We start from the raw sequence: 20,384 nt of genomic DNA, 5'->3' as shown, positions 1-20,384 counted from the left end.
GTACCCCCCGGGTCCGACCCGCCCGGGTCGCCTCCGCGCCGGACGCGGCCACCCGCACCCCCTGCCCGGCCCTTCCGCCCCCTGCCCACCCCATTCCTCCCCTCCCGCCGGACCCTGCCGAGCCCGGCCCGATCGTTCCGAGGTGTCCGACGTGACCGATGCGACCGCCGCGCGTGACAGCGCCGCGACCGAGACCGCCCCGACCGACCGCGTTACGGGCGCCACCGCCCTCATCGACCCCGGGGCCGCCGCGGACGGCGTCCTCGCGCCGCCGTACCCGTACGCCCGGCCGGCGACCGCCCCCGCCGAGCTCGACGCGCGCGAGGTGTCGGCCTGGTTCGGCAGCCACCTGGTGCTGGAGCGCGTCTCGCTCACCATGCCCGCGGGAGAGGTCACCGCCCTGATCGGCCCCTCCGGCTGCGGCAAGTCCACCTTCCTGCGCACCCTGAACCGGATGCACGAGCTGATCCCCTCCGCGCAGATGGCCGGCGAGGTGCTCTTCGACGGCGAGGACGTCTACGCCCCCGAGCGGCGGCTGACCGAGGCCCGGCGCCGGATCGGCATGGTCTTCCAGAAGCCCAACCCGTTCCCGGCCATGTCGATCTACGACAACGTGGTCGCCGGCCTGCGCCTGACCGGCACCCGGACGAGCCGCAGGGAGAAGGACGAGCTGGTCGAGGAGAGCCTGACCCGGGCGGGCCTGTGGAAGGAGGTCCGGGACCGGCTGCGGCAGCCCGGCGGCGCGCTCTCCGGCGGCCAGCAGCAGCGCCTGTGCATCGCCCGCGCGCTCGCCGTACGGCCCCGGGTGCTCCTGATGGACGAACCCTGCTCCGCCCTCGACCCGACCTCGACCCGCCGCGTCGAGGAGACCATCCACGAACTCGCCGGCCAGGTGACCGTCGTCATCGTCACCCACAACATGCAGCAGGCCGCCCGTGTCTCCGACCAGTGCGCCTTCTTCCTCGCGGAGCAGGGCACGCCGGGCGGCATCGTCGAGCACGGCCCCACCGCCGACATCTTCGGCACCCCGAGGGACCCGCGCACCGCCGACTACGTGGCGGGCCGGTTCGGCTGAGCCGGCATCCCGGGCCCGCACCTCACGGAACGTGACCATCGAGTCCGCTCCGGTGACCGTGCCGGGATCGGGCCGCGCTGGTGTGAGACCGTGGAGACCATGAAGGGGAACGGGCCCGGGCACCCCGGGCGTTCCCCGCCGCACATCGGCGGACGACAGCCGCCGACGAGGATCACGGCCGGTCACCCCGTACCCGTGCAAGATCCAAACGCCCGAAGAGCCGGGTGAGTTTACCCATCCCCGTAGCCGACCATGCACCACACGGCCAGATTTTCTTCCCCTAACGGGCTGAACTTTTGTTGATCGTGGGTCAGTTGGCCGCCCGATCGTCCTACCCTTCAAAGGGTGAACCAACTGATGTCCCGAGAGTCCGAGGCCGATCTCCCCGGGGAGCCGCTGCTCCCGGGCGCGCTGCCCGAGGCACTGCGCGCCGAACTCGTCGCGTTCCGCCGCGACTTGCACATGCACCCGGAGCTCGGCAACCAGGAGTTCCGCACCACCGCGGCGATCAAGGCACGTCTGGAGCAGGCGGGCCTCAAGCCCCGGGTCCTCTCCATCGGCACCGGCCTCATCTGTGACATCGGGGACGCGGACGACGTACGCCCCATGCTGGCGCTGCGCGCCGACATCGACGCGCTGCCCATCCCGGACACGAAGAGTGACTGCGCGTACCGCTCGACCGTGCCCGACCGCGCCCACGCCTGCGGCCACGACGTCCACACGACGGTCGTGCTCGGCGCCGGTCTGGTCCTCGCCGACCTGCACGCCCAGGGCCTGCTGCCCCGGCGGGTGCGGCTCATCTTCCAGCCCGCCGAGGAGGTCCTGCCCGGCGGTGCCCCGGACGCGATCGAGTCGGGCGTCCTCGAGGGCGTCGGCCGGATCGTCGGCGTGCACTGCGACCCGAAGGTCGACGCGGGGCGCATCGGTCTGCGGCACGGCGCCATCACCTCGGCGTGCGACCGGCTGGAAGTGTCACTCGACGGCGCGGGCGGCCACACCGCACGCCCTCACCTGACCACCGACCTCGTCACCGCCGCCGCGCGGGTCGTGACCGACGTGCCGGCCCTCGTCGCCCGGCGCGTGGACGCCCGCAGCGGGCTCGCGGTGACCTGGGGACGCATCGAGTCCGGTCACGCCTGCAACGTGATCCCGCAGCACGCCGAACTGTCCGGGACCATCCGCTGCCTGGACCTCGACGCCTGGCGGGCCGCCCCGGACCTCGTCCACGCGGCCATCGACGAGATCGCGAACCTCTACCGCGCCAAGTCCGAGATCAACTACATCCGGGGCGTCCCGCCGGTCGTCAACGACCCGGCCGTCACCGAGCTGCTGCGCGACGCCATGACCGCCCGGCGCGGTTCGCAGTCCGTCGAGGACACCGAGCAGAGCCTCGGCGGCGAGGACTTCTCCTGGTACCTGGAGCACGTGCCCGGTGCCATGGCCCGGCTCGGTGTGCGCCGCCCCGGCGACCGCACCACCCGCGACCTGCACCGCGGCGACTTCGACGCCGACGAGCACGCGATCACGGTCGGCGTGGAGATGTTCACCGCGGCCGCCCTCCTGGACCAGCCCCCGGCCGTCTGACCGGCCCGCCCCGTCACCCGCTCCCGCCGCCGCGCGGGCGGCCCCTCACACGGACGCGCGACTCCGGTCGCGCCCCCCGGGGCCCGGCAGTAGCGTGGTCCGCAGTTCTACGGCATGTCACTTTGTGGCGCGGGAACCACCCGTTGCGTCACGTGCGGCCCGTCCCCCCGGGCCGCCGCGTGACGGAACGGGGGGCACTGCGTCCCCGAACACGCCTTTGCGCCGCTTGGTTCACAAGGACGTAACCGGCCATCGGCACGAATGGATAACGGCCAGGCGGAATCCCGTTCCCTGGACGGTCTACGCGCGTTAATGTGCGCCGAACTCAGCACCCACTGCGGGGCTTTGGAGAATGGGGAACTTCAGATGCGTCGGATAGCCAGCCTGACCCGCGTCGCGGTGGGGGTCGCGTCGCTCGCACTCGCTGCCACGGCCTGCGGCGGCACCAGCAGCGACAACAACAGCAGCAACAGCAGCTCGAGCGGCGGTGACAAGGGCCTCGCCATCGCGTACGACGTCGGCGGCAAGGGCGACCAGTCCTTCAACGACGCGGCGTACGAGGGCCTGCAGAAGGCGAAGAAGGAGTTCGGCTACCAGACGGCCGACATCGAGCCCACCGACAACGAGACGGACGCCGACAAGCAGCAGCGTCTGGAGTCCCTCGCCAAGCAGGGCTACAACCCCGTCATCGGCATCGGCTTCGCCTACGGCCCCGCGCTGGAGAAGGCCGCCGCCAAGTTCCCGAAGACCACCTTCGGCATCGTCGACTCGGTCGTCAACGGCAAGAACGTGGCCTCCCTGGTCTTCGCCGAGCAGGAGTCCTCCTACCTCGCCGGTGTCGCCGCCGCCAAGGCCACCAAGAGCAACACGGTCGGCTTCATCGGCGGTGTGGACGTTCCGCTGATCCACAAGTTCGAGGCCGGCTACACCCAGGGCGTCAAGGACACCAAGCCCGGGGTCAAGGTCCTCTCGCAGTACCTGACCCAGACCGCCGCCGAGGGTGGCTTCTCCAGCCCCGACAAGGGCAAGGCCGCCGCCGAGGGCCAGATCGAGAAGGGCGCCGACGTCCTGTACGCCGCCGCCGGTCTCTCCGGCCAGGGTGTCATCGAGGCCGCGTCCAAGGCGGGCGTCTGGGCGATCGGTGTCGACTCCGACCAGTACAAGCAGGAAGCGCTGGCCCCGTACAAGGACAAGATCCTGACCTCCGCGCTCAAGGACGTCGGCGGCGCGGTCTACACGCTGTCCAAGTCCGTCCACGACGGCAAGCCGCTGACCGGCACGCAGACCTTCGACCTCAAGGTCAACGGTGTCGGCCTCGCCGACAGCAACCCGAAGATGGGCGAGATCGCCGGTCTGAACGACGCCGTCGCCCCCGCACCACGACAAAAAAGCCAGAAACGAATGAAGAAAGACGCAGGCGGGCGCCCCCCCCGCGCCCCCCCCCGCTTCGCCGTCCCCGTCCGTCCCCGTCCGTCCGCGTCCGGGGTCCCGGAAGTCCTCGTCTCCTTTGCGATCGACACGTCCGGGACCCGGGGACGAGTGGCGTCGAGCACAGCCGCATAACAAGGTGGACAGAAGGGGTTTTCTAGTTGGTCTACGCGCGTTAATCTGCGGCGAAGCCAGCGCCGAAGCTGAACCGTCGGGCGCTGTACGACAGGAGCACATGTAATGCGCCGGGTTACCCGCATCGCGCTCGCAGGCACTGCGACCGCCTCTCTCGCCCTCGCTCTGTCCGCCTGTGGCGGCACCTCGACCTCCTCGTCCTCCTCGGACTCCAAGGACGGCCACAAGGGCCTCGCGCTCGCGTACGACGTCGGCGGCAAGGGCGACCAGTCCTTCAACGACGCCGCGTACGAGGGCCTGAAGAAGGCCCAGGGCGAGTTCAAGTACGACACCGCCGACGTCGAGCCCACCGACGGCGAGACGGACGCGGACAAGGAGCAGCGCCTGGTCTCGCTGGCCAAGCAGGGCTTCAACCCGGTCATCGGCGTCGGCTTCGCCTACGGCCCGGCCGTCAAGGCCGCCGCCGCGAAGTTCCCGAAGACCACGTTCGGCATCGTCGACGACTCCTCCGTCGAGGCGAAGAACGTCGCGGACCTCGTCTTCTCCGAGCAGGAGGCCTCCTACCTCGCCGGTGTCGCGGCCGCCAAGGCCACGAAGACCGACACGGTCGGCTTCATCGGTGGTGTGGACGTCCCGCTGATCCACAAGTTCGCCGCGGGCTTCGAGCAGGGCGTCAAGGACACCAAGCCCGGCGTCAAGGTCCTCTCGCAGTACCTCACCCAGACGGCCCAGGAGGGTGGCTTCTCCAGCCCCGACAAGGGCAAGGCCGCCGCCGAGGGCCAGATCGAGAAGAAGGCCGACGTCGTCTACGCCGCAGCCGGTCTCTCCGGTCAGGGCGTCATCGAGGCCGCTTCCACCAAGAAGGTCCTCGCGATCGGCGTCGACTCGGACCAGTACCTCCAGGAGGCGCTGGCCAAGTACAAGGACTCGATCCTGACCTCCGCGACCAAGGATGTCGCCAAGGCGGTCTACACCCTGGCGAAGTCGGTCGAGGACGGTAAGCCCGAGAGCGGTATCGTTCGGGGCGATCTGAAGTCCGGTGAGGTCGGCCTGGCCGACTCCAACCCGGCCTTCAAGAACAACACCGCGATCCAGGACGCCGTCAAGGCCGCCCAGGAGAAGATCATCAGCGGTGCGATCAAGGTCAAGACCAGCTGACGAGAGTTACCTCAGGAGCAGCCAATGCGGTCCCGGGGAAGTTCGGGCGAGTTCCAGTGCCGGCCGGCACGGAGCGGCGCCTGTTCTGCCCCGGGGTCGCTTGGTAACCGCGGGGTTACGTCCGCTCGACGGGATACGAGGAGCCTGGCTCCCCGTATCCCGTTCTCGCGACACGTGACCTCTTTCGTTGCCGTAGGGGCGCTACGCGCGTAGACGACCCCCTTTCCCTCAGGAGAGTGCGCCATCAACGCGTCCAGCAGCCCTCCGGCCGGCGCGGTCGACGGTCAGACGACCGCTGTCGAACTCGCCGGGATCACGAAGCGATTCCCCGGCGTCGTGGCCAACCACGACATCCACCTCAGCGTCCGCAAGGGCACCGTGCACGCCCTCGTCGGCGAGAACGGCGCCGGCAAGTCGACGCTGATGAAGATTCTCTACGGCATGCAGAAGCCGGACGAGGGCACCATCGCCGTCGACGGCGAACAGGTCAGCTTCTCGTCGCCCGGTGACGCCATCGCCCGCGGCATCGGCATGGTCCACCAGCACTTCATGCTGGCCGACAACCTCACCGTCCTGGAGAACGTCACCCTCGGCAGCGAGAAGCTGTACGGGATCGGCGCCAAGGCCCGCCGCAAGATCATCGAGATCTCCGACCGCTACGGCCTCGGGGTCCGCCCCGACGTCCTGGTCGAGGAGCTCGGCGTCGCCGAGCGGCAGCGCGTGGAGATCCTCAAGGTCCTCTTCCGCGGTGCCCGCATCCTGATCCTCGACGAGCCCACCGCCGTCCTCGTGCCGCAGGAGGTCGACGCGCTCTTCGACAACCTCCGCGAGCTCAAGGCCGAGGGCCTGTCGGTCATCTTCATCTCGCACAAGCTCGGCGAGGTCCTCTCCGTCGCCGACGACATCACGGTCATCCGGCGCGGTACGACGGTCGGCACCGCCGTTCCGTCCGAGACGACCCCGCGTCAGCTCGCCGAGCTGATGGTCGGCAGCGAACTGCCCACGCCCGAGACCTCCGAGTCGACGGTCACCGACCAGGCCGTGATCGAGGTCGAGGACCTGGTCGTCTTCGCCAAGGGCTCGGTGTCGATGGGCAAGGGCTCCGCGGCCCTGCTCATGGACGAGGTGGAGCGCGGCGCCGTACGGCTCGTCCTCGACCACGTCTCCTTCACCATCCACGCCGGTGAGGTCATGGGCATCGCGGGAGTCGAGGGCAACGGCCAGACCGAGCTCATCGACGCGCTGATCGGCCTGAAGGCGGCCGACTCCGGTGCCGTCCGCTTCCTGGGCGAGGACATCACCGGGATGTCCACGCGCAAGCGCCGCGAGGGCGGCATCGGCTACATCCCCGAGGACCGCCACCGCCACGGCCTGCTCCTGGAGGCCCCCCTCTGGGAGAACCGCATCCTCGGCCACGTCACCGAGAAGCCCAACGCCAAGGGCTTCTGGATCGACATCAAGGGCGCCCAGCAGGACACCCGCCGCATCGTCGAGCAGTACGACGTGCGCACCCCCGGCATCGACGTCACCGCGGCCTCCCTGTCCGGCGGCAACCAGCAGAAGCTGATCGTCGGCCGCGAGATGAGCCACGAGCCGAAGTTCCTGATCGCCGCCCACCCCACCCGTGGTGTGGACGTCGGCGCGCAGGCGCAGATCTGGGACCAGATCCGCGCGGCGCGCCGCGAGGGACTCGCCGTCCTGCTGATCTCCGCGGACCTGGACGAGCTCATCGGCCTGTCCGACACGCTCCGGGTGATCTTCAACGGCAAGCTGGTCGCGGACGCGGACCCGGCCACCATCACCCCGGAGGAACTCGGCTCGGCCATGACCGGTGCCGCCTCCGGACACCTGGAGAACGAGGAGCTGGCCGAAGCGGCCGAGCTCGAAGAGCCCGCCGAGAACCCGGCGCCGGACGCCCCGGAAGACGAGGCCCGCTGATGAAGAAGTTCGACAAGGAGCGCCTGCTCCTGGCGGTGGCCGGTCCGGTCATCGCGCTCGTCGTCGCCGTGGCGCTGACCTCGATCGTGCTGCTCGCCTCGGGCAAGAGCCCGATCGAGCCGTACACGATCATGTTCCAGCAGGCGACGTACTCCGACATCCAGGTCCTGATCATCAACCAGGCCTCGCTGTACTACATCGCGGCGCTGGCGGTGGCCATCGGCTTCCGGATGAACCTGTTCAACATCGGTGTCGACGGCCAGTACCAGCTCGCCGCCATGATGGCCGCGATCGTCGGCGCGCACGTCGCGCTGCCGGCCGCGCTCCAGGTCCCGCTGCTGATGATCACCGCGATCTGCACCGGTGCCTTCTGGGCCGGTATCGCCGGTGTCCTCAAGGTCACCCGAGGGGTCAGCGAGGTCGTCGCGACGATCATGCTGAACGCGATCGCGACCTCCGTCATCGCCTATCTGTGGCTGCCCGACGTCTTCGGCGTCAAGCTCGGCAACAACAACACCACCGGCGAGATGCACAAGTCCGGCTGGATCCCCGGCTTCAACATGGGCGACGCGGGCGAGATCTACGGCCTGGTCATCCTCGCCGTGGTCCTCGGCATCGGCTACTGGATCGTCCTCAACCGCACCCGCTTCGGCTTCGACCTGCGCGCCTCCGGCGCCTCCGAGTCCGCCGCCGCGGCCAGCGGTGTCGACCCCAAGCGCATGGTGCTGACCGCGATGCTGCTCTCCGGTGGCATCGCCGGTCTCGCGGGTCTGCCGATCCTGCTCGGCGACACCCACACCTACAGCCTGAACTTCCCCACCGGCATCGGCTTCCTCGGTATCGGTATCGCGCTCCTCGGCCGCAACAGCCCCGTCGGCATCGCCTTCGCGTCGCTGCTGTGGGCCTGGCTCGACAAGGCCTCGCCCGAGCTCGACTTCCACGGGTACGACAAGGAGATCGCGGTCATCATGCAGGGCCTGATCGTGATCGCGGTCGTGGTCTCGTACGAATCCGTGCGCGAGTGGGGTCTGCGCCGCCAGCAGCGCCGCGTGGGCGCCGAACTCGCCGCGGGCAACGTCCTCGGCGGCAACGACAACACCGACAAGGAGGTGGCGGGCCGATGACCACCGCAACCGACGTCAACCAGCCGACGGCACAGCCCGCGGCTCCCGGCGGACGCCGTATGTCGCTCCCCGTCCTCCTGCTGGTGATCGCCGGCGCCCTGGCGCTGACCTCGATCGTCCGCATCATCACGGGCGCCGACGGCATCACCAACGTCAGCCAGATGTCGACCGCGCTCGAACTGGCCGTCCCGATCGGCCTCGCCGGTCTCGGCGGTCTGTGGGCCGAGCGCTCCGGCGTCGTCAACATCGGCCTCGAGGGCATGATGATCCTCGGCACCTGGTTCGGCGCCTGGGCCGGCTACCAGTGGGGTCCGTGGACCGGTGTCGTGATCGGCATCATCGGCGGCGCCCTCGGCGGCCTGCTGCACGCGATCATCACGGTCACCTTCAACGTCAACCACATCGTCTCCGGTGTGGCCATCAACATCCTCGCGCTCGGCATCACCCGCTACCTCTCGCCGATCGCCTTCGTGGGCCACCAGGGCGGCTCGGCCAAGCAGTCCCCGCCGGTCGACTCCCTCGGCCAGTTCACGGTGCCAGGGCTGTCCGACTGGCTCACCACCCTGAACAACAAGGGCTGGTTCTTCATCTCGGACATCGCCGGCCTGCTCGGCGGCCTGGTCACCGACGTCTCCTGGCTGACCCTGATCGCCATCGCCCTGATCCCCGGCACCTGGTGGATCCTGTGGCGCACCCCGTTCGGCCTGCGGCTGCGGTCCTGCGGCGAGAACCCGATCGCCTCCGAGTCGCTCGGCGTGAACGTCTACAAGTACAAGTACATCGCGGTGATCATCTCCGGTGGTCTCGCCGGCCTCGGCGGTGTCTTCCTCTCCCTGGTCGCCAACCCCTTCTACCTGGAGGGCCAGACGGCCGGCCGCGGTTACATCGGTCTCGCGGCGATGATCTTCGGCAACTGGATGCCCGGCGGCCTCGCGCTCGGCGCCGGACTGTTCGGCTACACCGACAGCCTCAACCTGCGCGGCGGCTCCGAGAACGTCCACGCCCTGCTGCTGCTCGGCGCCATCCTGCTCGCCATCGGCGCGATCTGGCTCGCGGTCAAGAAGAAGTACGTCTCGGCCGCCGTCACCCTGGTCATCGGCGTCCTCGTCTTTCTCTGGTACGCCAACACGAACGAGGTGCCGACCCAGATCGTCTCGGCCACCCCGTACGTCATCACCCTGCTCGTCCTCTCGCTGTCGGCGCAGCGCCTGCGCATGCCGAAGGCGGACGGCCTGCCGTACCGGAAGGGACAGGGCAAGTGACAGCCGCCGGCGCGGAGGCCGCGGAGGTCGACTGGGAGGAACTGCGGGAGGTGGCCCGTACCGCGATGACCCGCGCGTACGCCCCCTACTCGGACTTCCCGGTCGGCGCCGCCGCCCGCGTCGACGACGGCCGGATCGTCTCCGGCTGCAACGTCGAGAACGCCTCCTACGGCCTCGGCCTGTGCGCCGAGTGCGGTCTGGTCTCCGAACTGCGGGCCACCGGAGGCGGCCGGCTGACGCACTTCACGTGCGTCGACGGGCAGGGCGAGATCCTCGTCCCGTGCGGACGCTGCCGGCAGCTGCTGTTCGAGTTCGGCGGGGCGGAGCTGATCCTGGAGACCCCGCTGGGGCTCGTGCCCCTCTCCGAGATGCTGCCGCAGGCCTTCGGGCCGGGCCATCTCACCAAGTAATGCCCCGCGGCCCCTCCGACCGGCTGACGCCGGGGAGGGGCCGCTCATCTTCCGGAAGGAACTCCATGGCCATGGACGCCGTCTCCGTCATCCGCACCAAGCGGGACCGCGCCGAACTCAGCGACCAGCAGATCGACTGGGTCATCGACGCGTACACCCGCGGCGAGGTCGCCGACTACCAGATGGCCGCCCTCAACATGGCGATCCTGCTCAACGGCATGAACCGCCGTGAGATCGCCCGCTGGACGGCCGCGATGATCGCCTCGGGCGAGCGCATGGAGTTCTCCTCCCTGTCCCGTCCCACCGCCGACAAGCACTCCACCGGCGGCGTCGGCGACAAGATCACCCTCCCGCTGGCCCCGCTCGTCGCCGCCTGCGGTGCCGCGGTTCCCCAGCTCTCCGGGCGCGGCCTCGGCCACACCGGCGGCACCCTGGACAAGCTGGAGTCCATCCCGGGCTGGCGCGCGCTGCTGTCCAACGAGGAGATGCTGCACGTCCTCGACACCACGGGCGCGGTCATCTGCGCGGCCGGCGACGGGCTCGCCCCGGCCGACAAGAAGCTCTACGCGCTCCGTGACGTCACCGGCACCGTCGAGGCGATCCCGCTCATCGCCTCCTCGATCATGTCCAAGAAGATCGCCGAGGGCACCGGCTCCCTGGTCCTGGACGTGAAGGTCGGCACCGGCGCCTTCATGAAGACCATCGAGGACGCCCGTGAGCTGGCCTCCACCATGGTGGGCCTCGGCACCGACCACGGGGTGCGGACCGTCGCGCTCCTCACCGACATGTCCACGCCGCTCGGTCTGACCGCGGGCAACGCCCTGGAGGTCCGCGAGTCGGTCGAGGTCCTCGCCGGCGGCGGCCCCGCCGACGTCGTCGAGCTCACCGTCGCCCTGGCGCGCGAGATGCTCGACGCGGCCGGCATCAAGGACGCCGACCCGGCGAAGGCCCTTGCCGACGGCTCCGCGATGGACGTGTGGCGCCGCATGATCGCCGCCCAGGGCGGTGACCCGGACGCCGCGCTGCCCACCGCGCGCGAGACCCACGTCGTGAGCGCCCCGGCCTCCGGCGTGCTGACCCGCCTGGACGCGTACGACATCGGGATCGCCGCCTGGCGCCTGGGCGCCGGACGCGCCCGCAAGGAGGACCCGGTGCAGGCCGGCGCCGGTGTCGAGCTGCACGCCAAGCCGGGTGACACGGTGACCGCGGGCCAGCCCCTGCTGACCCTGCACACCGACACCCCGGACCGCTTCGACTACGCCCTCCAGGCCGTCGAGGGCTCGTACGACATCGCCGCGGCCGGCACGGACTTCAAGGCCGCGCCGATCGTCCTGGACCGCATCGCCTGATCCCGACGCGGCCCACGACGGGGACCGGCGCCTGTGCGCCGGTCCCCGTCGGCGTCTCACCCGAGCAGGGCCGCGACCACCACGAGCACCGGCACGGCCAGGATCGTCGACAGCAGGATCGACTCGCGGGCCAGGGACTCGCCGGTCCGGTAGCGGGAGGCGTAGGTGAACAGGTTCTGCGCGGCCGGCAGCGCCGAGGTCACCACCACGTCCAGCAGCGGCGCGCCACCGAGGCCGAACACGCCGACGGCCAGTGCCCAGGCGGCCAGCGGCTGCCCCACGGCCTTCAGCACGACCGACAGCAGGACCGAGCCCCGGTCCGAGCCGCGGCCCGGCAGGGCGCTGCCGCACAGCGAGATCCCGAAGGCCAGCAGGACCGCGGGCACCGACATGCCGCCGATCAGCCGGAGCGGTTCCAGGATCGGACCCGGAACGGTCAGACCGGAGGCCGAGACCGCGACCCCGCTCAGGGAGCCGACCGCGATGGGATTGCGCAGCGGTGCCATCAGCCGCCGCCACAGCGGCCCCTTCTCGCCCGCACCCGACAGGTCCAGAACGGTCAGGGCGATCGGCGTGACCATGATCTGCTGGAACAGCAGCACGGGCGCCACCAGCGAGGCGTCGCCCAGCACGTACACGGCGATCGGGATGCCGAGGTTGCCGGAGTTGACGTAGCTGGAGCAGAGCGCGCCGATCGTCGTCCTGCCCAGGCCCCAGCCCCGCAGGACCCCCACCGTGACGAACACCCCGGCCGCGGCGGCCGTGCTCATCGCGGTGACCAGCAGCCGGCTGGAGAACACGACCGACAGGTCGGCCCCCGCGAGCGTCGTGAACAGCAGCGCGGGTGAGGCCACGTGGAAGGCGAGCCTCGTCAGCACCTCTCGCCCGTTGTCCCCGAGATGCCCCCGCCTTCCGATGACGTAGCCGGCGCCGATGACGACGGCGATGACCGCGAAGCCCGTCAGCACCCCCTGCACGGCACGCTCCCGGCGGGCGGGAAGCCGGTCGCGAGGGCGTCGGATATCGGCGGCGGAACCGGTTCATGGGGCATGCATCCAACCCAAGGGGGCGGAGCGGGTGCGGGTCAATGTGATCTTCCGCGCCGGCCGCGATGAGTTCGGGGGCGGCGGGCGGTCTACTGACCGTGGACTTCGCTGAACCGGCCGTGCTCGTGCTGCCAGGACTCGTCACCCGGGACGAGGTGCCCCGGCTCTGCGAGGCTGTCCGGGCGCGGATCGGCGCCGGCGGCGCCGGCGTCGTGGTCTGCGACTGCTCGGGCCTCGGGCCGCCCGGCCTCACCGCCGTCGACGCGCTGGCGCGCATGGAGCTGACGGCACGCCGGGCGGGCGGCCGGATACGGCTGCGTGGCGCCGACCCGGCGCTGCGGGCCCTACTCGATCTCGTCGGCCTCCGCTTCGAGACCTGCGACGGCGCCGGCCCCGACCCCTCCCGTCCCGGCGGGAACCACGGCCTGCCCGGACCCGTCGAGACGCAGCGGCAGCCCGAAGAGCGGGAACCAGCGGGCCGTGTCCAGGAAGCAGTGGAACCCGGCGATGCGGCCCTTTGAGATCTCCAGCGCCTGCACCGCCCAGGCCGTGAAGCCCGACCCGTCCTCGTCCGGCTTGTACTGGGCGAAGCCCGGCAGGCCGTTGACCTCGACCGGAATCAGACGCGAACCGGCACAGGCCGCGCCCAGCGTCGTCATGAAGCCGGTGATGTCGACCGGGCCTCGCAGCCACAGGTCGAACGGCGGCATCGTCATGACCGCGTCCTCGTGCAGGAGGGCCGTCAGCGCCGTCATGTCGTACCCCTCGAAGGCCGCCACATAGCGCTCCAGGAGCTTCTGCTGCTCCTCGTCGAGCGGATCGGAGACGGCCGCGTCCGCGTCCGCCCCGGCGTTGTCCGCGAGGGTGGCGCGGGCCCGCTGGAGCGCGCTGTTCACCGAGGCGACCGTGGTGCCGAGCAGCTCGGCGACCTCGCTCGCCCGCCACGCGAGGACCTCGCGCAGGATCAGGACCGCGCGCTGCTTGGGCGGCAGCTGCTGGAGGGCCGCCATGAAGGCGAGGCGCACCGATTCCTTGGCGACCGCGGCCTCCGCCGGGTCGGCGGTCGTCGGCAGCACGCGGGCGTCCGGCACGGGCTCCAGCCAGGTGTTGTCCGGGCGCGGGGTGAGCGCGGCCTGGGCGAGCGGCGAGGGAGCGGTGAGATCCATGGGACGAGCCCTCCGGTTGCCCGCGTTGAGCATGTCCAGGCAGACGTTCGTCGCGATCCGGTACAGCCAGGAGCGCAGGGAGGAACGGCCCTCGAACTTGTCGTAGCTGCGCCAGGCCCGGACCATCGTGTCCTGCACCGCGTCCTCGGCCTCGAAGGACGAACCCAGCATGCGGTAGCAGTACCCGGTCAGCTCGACCCGGTGCTTCTCCAGCCGGACGTCCAGGTCCGCCGTCGTCGCCGTACCCTCGCTCATCGCCAACCCACCCCTGTGGCTGTTCCCGCTCCGCGCGTCGTCGCGCCGGCACTTCGGAAGCTACCGCAGCCCACTGACAATGGCCCCCGGAGCGGACGAAACGGCAGGTCGCCGGGGGTGTTCACGAGAGCGCCGAGGGCCCGGTGGATCTGCTGGGCCCTCGGCGGAGGGTGCTCGGCGGCCGGGAGCGGGCTCTCGGAGGCGGATGCTCGGCACCGGGAGCGGGTTCTCGGCGGTGGGGCGCGATGACCCGGAGCGGGCCCTCGGCGGTGGGGGCTCAGGCCCCGGAGCGGACTCTCGGCGTCAGGGCCGTCGGGACCTCAGTGGGCCGGTGCGGGCACGCGGCGGGCCGCGGTGCGGGCCGCCCGGGAGCCGAACAGGGTGACCGAGACGACGCCCAGCACCGCGAACAGCCCCATGGCCACCGTGCCCGCCCAGCCGCCCGCGTGGAAGGCGACCGCGCCCAGCGTGCTGCCGGCGCTGGAGCCGATGTAGTACGCGGACTGGTAGAGGGCCGAGGCCTGCGCCCGTCCCTGCTGCGCGGTGTGGCTGACCGAGGAGGACGCCACCGCGTGGCCCGCGAAGAAGCCGGCGGTGATCAGGACCAGGCCGAGCAGGACCAGCACCAGGGAGCCGGCGAGGGACAGCAGCAGACCGGCGGTCGTGGTCGCGCCCGCCACGTAGAGGGAGCCGCGGCGGCCGAGGCGCCCGGCCAGCCGGCCCGCCGTCGACGCCGACACCGTGCCGACCAGATAGACCAGGAAGACCGAGCCGACGACGCCCTGCGGGAGCGAGAAGGGCGCCTCGCCGAGTCGGTAGCCGATGACCGTGTAGACCCCGCCGAACACCATCATGAACAGCGCGCCGATCGCGTACAGCCGGCACAGCAGCGGGTTCGCCAGATGATCGCGGACCGTGCGGACCAGCACGCGGGGCCGCAGCGAACCCGGAGTGAAGTGCCGCGGCGCGGGCAGCAGCAGCCGGAAGGCCACCGCGCAGACCACGGCGATCAGCCCGATCGTGCCGACGGCCACCCGCCAGCCCCACTCCTGCGCCACCCAGCCGGTGACGATGCGGCCGCTCATCCCGCCGACGCTGTTGCCCGCGACGAACAGACCGATCGCGGTGATCAGCGCCTTGGGGCGGACCTCCTCCGCCAGGTAGGCCGTCGCCGACGCCGGGAGTCCCGCCAGCGCCGCGCCCTGGACCGCCCGCAGCGCCACCAGGGCGCCGATCGACGGCGCGAAGGGGACCAGCAGACCGACGGCGACCGCCACCGCCAGGGACGCCGTCATGACCGTACGCCGTCCGAAGCGCTCCGACAGGGCGCTCATCGGCAGGACGAACAGCGCGAGCCCGCCCGTCGCCGCCGACACCGTCCAGCTCGCGCCGCCCGCGCTGACCCCGAAGTCCGAGGAGAGCAGCGGGAGCAGGGCCTGGGTGGAGTAGAGGAGCGCGAAGGTCGCGACGCCCGCGAGGAAGAGCGCGAAGCTCATCCGGCGGTAGCCGGGCCCGCCGGGGGCCATGCGGGAGTCGGTGGGGACGGGGACGGCGGCGGCGGGGACGGCGGCGCCCGTGGTGACGGGCGCCCCGGTACTGGCGGAAGGCATACCCCGAACGTAGGCACCCTTCTTTCATCCGTCCAATGCATGGAATCGCCATAATCGTTCCCATGGCGCATCAGCAGAGGTCAGAGGCTCACCTGTCACCGTTCAGTGACACAGAAGACGGTGCGCACTTCGCGCGACTGCTCGCCCCGCGGCTGGCGTACTTCGCCGGTGTCGCCCGTACCGAGCACGTCACCCGGGCCGCCGAGCAGATGGGCGTTCCCCAGTCGACCCTGTCCCGGGCCATGGTCCGGCTCGAACAGGACCTGGGCGTGGACCTGTTCGCGCGCCACGGCCGGACGGTCTCGCTGACCCCCGCCGGCCGCACCTTCCTGTCCTCCGTGGAACGGGCGCTCGCCGAGGTCGAGCGGGCCGCCGAGGAGGTGCGCGCGGACGCCGACCCGGCCACCGGCAAGGTCGCCTTCGGCTTTTTGCACACGATGGGCTCGGAGACGGTGCCGGGGCTGATCCGCGCGTTCCGCGCCGATCACCCGGGCATCCGCTTCAGCCTCGTGCAGAACTACGGCGAGGCCATGCTGGAACGGCTGCGGTCGGGCGAGCTGGACCTGTGTCTGACCTCGCCCGTGCCGGACGCGCCCGATCTGGTGGGTCGCCGGCTCGACGAGCAGAAGCTCCGTCTGGTCGTGCCCGCCGACCACCGGCTCGCCGCGCGCCGGCGCATCCGTCTGGCCGAGGCCGCCGACGAGACCTTCGTGACCCTGGAACCCGGCTACGGGATGCGCCGCATCACCGACGACCTGTGCCAGGAGGCGGGGTTCCGGCCGCGGATCGCCTTCGAGGGGGAGGAGGCGGAGACGCTCCGGGGCCTGGTCGCCGCCGGCCTCGGGGTCGCCCTGCTGCCGCCACCGGCCGTCGCCCGTCCGGGAGTCGCCGAACTCTCGGTCACCGCGCCGCGCGCCGTGCGCGAGATCGGGGTGGCCTGGCTGGACGGACGTCCGGACACCCCGCCGGTGGCCGCCTTCAAGAAGTTCCTGCTCTCCCGCCGCGGCCACCTGCTGCCCGACTGAGCGCATCCGCCACCCGACTTCGCCGGGCCGTCCGCCACCCGACCTCGCCGGGCCGTCCGCCACCCACCTCGCCGGGCAGCCCGCCGGACGACCGAGCCGGGCAGCCCGCCGGACGACCGAGCTGGACAGCCCGCCGGACGCGACAGCCGAACGGGCCCGCGAACGGGCCCGCGAACGGGCCCACTCCAGGGCCCGCGAACAGGCCCTAGCGCCGCAGCGACTGCCCGAAGCCCGCCGCGAGCGGCATCCGCAGGCCCAGCGGCGGCGGCGCGGCGAAGGCGTCCTCGACCGGGCGGGAGTAGGAGTGCCCGAACAGCGAGCCCATCACGAAGTCCTCTGCGAGGGCGTGCACTTCGTGCCGGTGCTGGTGCAGCGCGTGCCCGTCCGAGTGGACCTCGAAGCGGCAGATGCCGCGGTTGGCCTTCTTCGCCCGGGACGCGAGCCGGAAGGACAACTCCGGGTCGGTACGGGAGTCGTTGGTGCCGTGCACGATCAGCACCCGCCGCCCGGCCAGCTGTTTCACCGGTTCGGGTGGCGCGGCGACATCGTCCTCGGGCAGCCAGGGCGCCAGCGCCAGCACGGAGTTGACGGCGGAATGCCCGCCGGCGCGCAGGGCCGCCCGGCCGCCCATGTCGACGCCGGCCAGGCACACGGGCACGTCGCCGTAGCGGCGGACGACCTCGTCCGCGGCCCAGGACGCGTCGGCCGCGAGATGCGCCTCGCTGCCGTTCCAGCCGCGGACCCGGTAGTGCACCACGTGCGTGACCAGGCCTTCCGCGCGTCCGGCGCGGGCCAGCCGGCGCCCGAGCGTCCGTACGGAGGCGGTCGCCATCATGGGTGAGGGTCTTCGGGCCGAGCTCTCCTCGCCGCCCGGAAGCAGGAGGACCACTCCGCTGACCGCCGTCGGCTCCGGGCCGAGCGACCTCCCCAGCCGGGCCGTGCGGACCGGCGTCGCTTGCTGTGCCATGACAGAACAGTGTCAGAAGCAAGGGTGTACGCCACCCGTCCGCACGGTCACCGTTACATATCGGCGGATGCGTACAACAGGAGATCTACGCGCGTAGGGGCTACAGTGCGGAAATGACGAGCCAGATCCGGAACATCCCGAGCTCGGAGCAGATCCGCCGGGCGCCCAAGGTCCTGCTGCACGATCACCTCGACGGGGGCCTGCGCCCCGGCACGATCGTCGAACTCGCCCGCGAAACCGGGTACTCGAACCTCCCCGAGACCGATCCCGGCAAGCTCGGCATCTGGTTCCGCGAGGCCGCCGACTCCGGTTCGCTGGAACGCTATCTGGAGACCTTCGCCCACACCTGCGCCGTCATGCAGACCCGAGAGGCCCTGGTGCGTGTCGCCCGCGAGTGCGCCGAGGACCTGGCCGAGGACGGGGTCGTCTACGCCGAGGTGCGGTACGCGCCGGAGCAGCACCTGGAGGGCGGGCTCAGCCTCGAAGAGGTCGTCGAGGCGGTCAACGAGGGCTTCCGGGGCGGGGAGCGGCTGGCCCGTGAGAACGGCCACCGGATCCGGGTCGGCGCGCTGCTGACGGCGATGCGGCACGCGGCCCGCGCCCTGGAGATCGCCGAACTCGCCAACCGCTACCGCGACTCGGGCGTCGTCGGCTTCGACATCGCCGGCGCCGAGGCCGGCTTCCCGCCCACCCGGCACCTCGACGCCTTCGAGTATCTGAAGCGGGAGAACAACCACTTCACGATCCACGCCGGCGAGGCCTTCGGACTGCCGTCCATCTGGCAGGCGCTCCAGTGGTGCGGCGCCGACCGGCTCGGCCACGGCGTCCGCATCATCGACGACATCACGGTCCGCGAGGACGGTTCCGTCGAGCTCGGGCGCCTCGCGTCGTACGTCCGGGACAAGCGCATCCCGCTGGAGCTGTGCCCCAGCTCCAACCTCCAGACCGGCGCCGCGGACTCGTACGCGGGCCACCCCATCGGACTGCTGCGGCGGCTGCACTTCCGCGCCACGGTCAACACCGACAACCGTCTGATGTCGGGGACGAGCATGAGCCAGGAATTCGAGCACCTTGTCGAGGCGTTCGGTTACTCGCTCGACGACATGCAATGGTTCTCAGTCAATGCTATGAAGTCGGCATTCATTCCTTTCGATGAACGACTGGCCATGATCAATGACGTGATCAAGCCGGGATATGCAGAATTGAAGTCCGAATGGCTGTTCCAGCAGACGGCCTCCACCAGCGGTTCTTCGGGCGAACAGGGCTGATTAGGGGAGACGGAAAACGGCCGGGTCTTCACTTCTCCTCCATGACTCGGCCGCTTTTCGATGTTTGCGGACCGCGGGATCACGTGTTTACGGTTCTGGACCGCTCACATACCGTCTCACCCACCCCAAGGACGCATTCACGATGAAGCAGTCTGCCGCCAAGACTCTCGGTGTCGCCGCTCTCGGCGCCGCCTTCGCCGCTGTCGGCGCGGGTGCCGCGAACGCCGCCCCGGCCGTGCCGGACGCCTCCTCGGCGCTCGACACCGTCACCAGGACGCTGCCCGCCGAGAACGTCGCCTCCACGCTGCCCGGCGCCGGCCAGGCGCTCGCCCAGGGCCAGGGCGCCCTCGGCTCGGGTGTGGCCGCCGCGAAGCCCGCCGCCGCGCAGCTGCTGGCCAACGGGCCCACCGCGCCCGTGGCCGGACTGCTCGGAGGGCTGCCGCTGCAGGGTCTGCCCACGCACGGTCTGCCGGTCAACGGGCTCCCGCTGGGCTGACGTTCCGCGTCCGCGCCCTTCGCCGGACGGACAGCCCCCCGCCTGTCCGAGCCCGGGGCCTTCCGTCCGTGCGAGGAGCGGCCGCGCGTGTCCCGGCCGCGCCGGTTCCCGGCCGTGCGAACGCCGGTGGGGCGCACCCTTCAAGGGTGCGCCCCACCGGCGTTCAGCCATCTCTCCGCCCGGCCGTCCGCCGGGTGTCCGCCCACGTCACCAGGCGGTGCGCGCGACCTTGTCCTCGGACGGGAAGAGGATCCACAGCGCTATGTAGAGCAGGAACTGCGGGCCGGGGAGCAGGCAGGAGAGCAGGAACACGACGCGCATCGTCGTGGCCGAGGTGCCGAAGCGCCGTGCCAGCGCAGCACAGACTCCGCCGATCATGCGGCCGTTCGTGGGGCGGGCAAGGGCGGTCATGGTGGCTCCTTCGCGAACCGTCGTCGAGGGCCGGCTCGGCCGGCTTCGTCGTTCTCATCGGTGCCTTCACCGATGTCCTCAACGCTACGAGGACGGCCGCCGCGGATCCTCGCCCTAAGGAGCGATCCCGACCCTGGGAATCGTCGGGGTCCGACCCTGAAGGTGGTCCTCCCGCAGGACGTCCGCGCGGCGCCGTGTCTCGGCCCTGCGGCGGAACCGGGCCCGGGCTGCGGGCACGATGGCGAGGTGCGCGAGGGCCACGCCCAGGCCGTTCAGGATGATCGAGTCGATGTCCACGACCTGGCCCGGCACCCCGGTCTGCAGCAGCTCTATGCCCAGCGACAGCAGGACGCCGGCCGCGGTCGTGCGCAGCAGGGAGCCGAGCGGGGAGACGGCGAGCCTGCCCCCCGCCATCGGGAGCAGCACGCCCAGCGGGGCGAGCAGGCCGAGGCCCGCGGCGAGCCGACGGGCCGCGACCTCGGGACCCAGCGCGAGGTCGGCTCTGATGCCCGCGAAGGGCCGCAGGTTGGCGGCGCTCACCCAGGGGACGTCCAGCGGGCGCAGCGTGATCCAGGCGACGAGCGCCAGGTGTGCGACCAGGAGGACACCTCCTGCCACACGGACGCGGGTGACGGCGCTGCCGTCCTCTGAACCTTGACGCTGCACGCCCCCCAAGA

The 20,384-nt window shown here is 71.2% G+C and carries 18 protein-coding genes and 1 pseudogene; 13 read left to right on the top strand and 6 right to left on the bottom strand.

Translation table 11 applies throughout. The features are described 5' to 3' along the window. The first annotated feature begins 151 nt into the window (after positions 1-151). The 9 genes from pstB (at position 152) to IO36_RS33750 (ending at position 11,463) form a co-directional block, all read left to right on the top strand. The gene (gene pstB, locus IO36_RS33790; RefSeq protein ID WP_037625678.1) at positions 152-1,075 is read left to right on the top strand and encodes a phosphate ABC transporter ATP-binding protein PstB; all 924 of its coding nucleotides are present in this window, start codon (positions 152-154) and stop codon (positions 1,073-1,075) included. A 357-nt stretch (positions 1,076-1,432) separates the two neighbouring features. Next, positions 1,433-2,659 (top strand): M20 family metallopeptidase, encoded by a 1,227-nt coding sequence (locus IO36_RS33785; RefSeq protein WP_037625662.1) that lies wholly within the window; start codon positions 1,433-1,435, stop codon positions 2,657-2,659. A 366-nt stretch (positions 2,660-3,025) separates the two neighbouring features. Continuing rightward, entirely contained in the window at positions 3,026-4,222 is a 1,197-nt protein-coding gene (locus IO36_RS33780) for a BMP family lipoprotein (RefSeq protein ID WP_245173581.1), read from the top strand. Between the two features lie 105 nt (positions 4,223-4,327). Continuing rightward, a complete protein-coding gene (locus IO36_RS33775) occupies positions 4,328-5,380 on the top strand; it encodes a BMP family lipoprotein (RefSeq protein ID WP_037625660.1) in 1,053 nt (350 codons plus the stop codon). A 243-nt stretch (positions 5,381-5,623) separates the two neighbouring features. Continuing rightward, positions 5,624-7,318: an ABC transporter ATP-binding protein gene (locus IO36_RS33770; RefSeq protein ID WP_051901155.1), complete on the top strand. Its 1,695-nt coding sequence runs from the start codon at positions 5,624-5,626 to the stop codon at positions 7,316-7,318. Further along, the gene (locus IO36_RS33765; protein WP_037625656.1) at positions 7,318-8,442 is read left to right on the top strand and encodes an ABC transporter permease; all 1,125 of its coding nucleotides are present in this window, start codon (positions 7,318-7,320) and stop codon (positions 8,440-8,442) included. The genes IO36_RS33770 and IO36_RS33765 overlap by 1 nt, the downstream gene beginning before the upstream one ends. Next, on the top strand, positions 8,439-9,704 hold the full coding sequence (locus IO36_RS33760; protein ID WP_037625654.1) for an ABC transporter permease: 1,266 nt from the start codon (positions 8,439-8,441) through the stop codon (positions 9,702-9,704). The genes IO36_RS33765 and IO36_RS33760 overlap by 4 nt, the downstream gene beginning before the upstream one ends. Continuing rightward, positions 9,701-10,114 (top strand): cytidine deaminase, encoded by a 414-nt coding sequence (locus IO36_RS33755; protein ID WP_037625652.1) that lies wholly within the window; start codon positions 9,701-9,703, stop codon positions 10,112-10,114. Before IO36_RS33760 ends, IO36_RS33755 begins: the two co-directional genes overlap by 4 nt. 65 nt (positions 10,115-10,179) lie before the next feature. Next, complete coding sequence (locus IO36_RS33750; RefSeq protein WP_037625649.1) at positions 10,180-11,463, top strand: thymidine phosphorylase; 1,284 nt, start codon at positions 10,180-10,182, stop codon at positions 11,461-11,463. A gap of 56 nt (positions 11,464-11,519) precedes the next feature. On the opposite strand, the gene IO36_RS33745 is transcribed toward IO36_RS33750, so the two are convergent. Further along, positions 11,520-12,440 carry an AEC family transporter gene (locus tag IO36_RS33745; protein WP_037625647.1) on the bottom strand — a complete coding sequence of 307 codons (921 nt, stop codon included), beginning with the start codon at positions 12,438-12,440 and terminating at the stop codon, positions 11,520-11,522. A gap of 134 nt (positions 12,441-12,574) precedes the next feature. On the opposite strand from IO36_RS33745, the pseudogene IO36_RS48600 reads away from it, so the two are divergent. Then, positions 12,575-12,814: pseudogene (locus tag IO36_RS48600) on the top strand (STAS domain-containing protein); the annotation flags it as partial. A gap of 39 nt (positions 12,815-12,853) precedes the next feature. Here the strand turns inward: IO36_RS48600 and IO36_RS33740 are convergent. Together IO36_RS33740 and IO36_RS33735 are read right to left on the bottom strand one after the other, a co-directional pair. Continuing rightward, entirely contained in the window at positions 12,854-13,930 is a 1,077-nt protein-coding gene (locus IO36_RS33740; RefSeq protein ID WP_078943611.1) for a sigma-70 family RNA polymerase sigma factor, read from the bottom strand. Between the two features lie 320 nt (positions 13,931-14,250). Beyond that, positions 14,251-15,540 (bottom strand): MFS transporter, encoded by a 1,290-nt coding sequence (locus tag IO36_RS33735; protein WP_037625645.1) that lies wholly within the window; start codon positions 15,538-15,540, stop codon positions 14,251-14,253. Between the two features lie 62 nt (positions 15,541-15,602). On the opposite strand from IO36_RS33735, the gene IO36_RS33730 reads away from it, so the two are divergent. Next, complete coding sequence (locus IO36_RS33730; RefSeq protein ID WP_037625643.1) at positions 15,603-16,565, top strand: LysR family transcriptional regulator; 963 nt, start codon at positions 15,603-15,605, stop codon at positions 16,563-16,565. A 205-nt stretch (positions 16,566-16,770) separates the two neighbouring features. Here IO36_RS33730 and IO36_RS33725 read toward each other — a convergent pair whose 3' ends face one another. Then, positions 16,771-17,532, bottom strand: coding sequence for a dienelactone hydrolase family protein (locus tag IO36_RS33725; protein WP_037625641.1), 762 nt, complete (start codon positions 17,530-17,532; stop codon positions 16,771-16,773). Between the two features lie 113 nt (positions 17,533-17,645). Here IO36_RS33725 and IO36_RS33720 point away from each other — a divergent pair, with 113 nt between their 5' ends. Continuing rightward, the gene (locus IO36_RS33720; RefSeq protein ID WP_037625639.1) at positions 17,646-18,800 is read left to right on the top strand and encodes an adenosine deaminase; all 1,155 of its coding nucleotides are present in this window, start codon (positions 17,646-17,648) and stop codon (positions 18,798-18,800) included. A gap of 142 nt (positions 18,801-18,942) precedes the next feature. Further along, entirely contained in the window at positions 18,943-19,296 is a 354-nt protein-coding gene (locus IO36_RS33715; RefSeq protein ID WP_037625637.1) for a hypothetical protein, read from the top strand. 207 nt (positions 19,297-19,503) lie between these two features. On the opposite strand, the gene IO36_RS33710 is transcribed toward IO36_RS33715, so the two are convergent. Together IO36_RS33710 and IO36_RS33705 are read right to left on the bottom strand one after the other, a co-directional pair. Next, positions 19,504-19,707, bottom strand: coding sequence for a PspC domain-containing protein (locus IO36_RS33710; protein WP_037625636.1), 204 nt, complete (start codon positions 19,705-19,707; stop codon positions 19,504-19,506). A 114-nt stretch (positions 19,708-19,821) separates the two neighbouring features. Next, positions 19,822-20,373, bottom strand: a complete 552-nt coding sequence (locus tag IO36_RS33705; RefSeq protein WP_037625633.1) for a VanZ family protein — start codon at positions 20,371-20,373, stop codon at positions 19,822-19,824. Positions 20,374-20,384: the final 11 nt, after the last annotated feature.

It is taken from the genome of Streptomyces aureus (assembly GCF_000725495.1).
In the GTDB taxonomy this organism is placed as follows: Bacteria; Actinomycetota; Actinomycetes; order Streptomycetales; family Streptomycetaceae; genus Streptomyces; species Streptomyces aureus_B.
This window is presented reverse-complemented; position numbering and strand designations above follow the sequence as displayed.

Excerpts from the sequence above, each read along its gene's own strand:
- IO36_RS33720 (WP_037625639.1), top strand. The coding sequence starts at position 17,646 with ATGACGAGCCAGATCCGGAACATCCCGAGCTCGGAGCAGATCCGCCGG.
- IO36_RS33740 (WP_078943611.1), bottom strand. The coding sequence starts at position 13,930 with ATGAGCGAGGGTACGGCGACGACGGCGGACCTGGACGTCCGGCTGGAG.
- IO36_RS33715 (WP_037625637.1), top strand. The coding sequence starts at position 18,943 with ATGAAGCAGTCTGCCGCCAAGACTCTCGGTGTCGCCGCTCTCGGCGCC.
- IO36_RS33725 (WP_037625641.1), bottom strand. The coding sequence starts at position 17,532 with ATGGCACAGCAAGCGACGCCGGTCCGCACGGCCCGGCTGGGGAGGTCG.
- IO36_RS33750 (WP_037625649.1), top strand. The coding sequence starts at position 10,180 with ATGGCCATGGACGCCGTCTCCGTCATCCGCACCAAGCGGGACCGCGCC.
- IO36_RS33765 (WP_037625656.1), top strand. The coding sequence starts at position 7,318 with ATGAAGAAGTTCGACAAGGAGCGCCTGCTCCTGGCGGTGGCCGGTCCG.
- IO36_RS33710 (WP_037625636.1), bottom strand. The coding sequence starts at position 19,707 with ATGACCGCCCTTGCCCGCCCCACGAACGGCCGCATGATCGGCGGAGTC.
- IO36_RS33775 (WP_037625660.1), top strand. The coding sequence starts at position 4,328 with ATGCGCCGGGTTACCCGCATCGCGCTCGCAGGCACTGCGACCGCCTCT.
- IO36_RS33735 (WP_037625645.1), bottom strand. The coding sequence starts at position 15,540 with ATGCCTTCCGCCAGTACCGGGGCGCCCGTCACCACGGGCGCCGCCGTC.
- IO36_RS33785 (WP_037625662.1), top strand. The coding sequence starts at position 1,433 with ATGTCCCGAGAGTCCGAGGCCGATCTCCCCGGGGAGCCGCTGCTCCCG.
- IO36_RS33730 (WP_037625643.1), top strand. The coding sequence starts at position 15,603 with ATGGCGCATCAGCAGAGGTCAGAGGCTCACCTGTCACCGTTCAGTGAC.
- IO36_RS33760 (WP_037625654.1), top strand. The coding sequence starts at position 8,439 with ATGACCACCGCAACCGACGTCAACCAGCCGACGGCACAGCCCGCGGCT.
- IO36_RS33780 (WP_245173581.1), top strand. The coding sequence starts at position 3,026 with ATGCGTCGGATAGCCAGCCTGACCCGCGTCGCGGTGGGGGTCGCGTCG.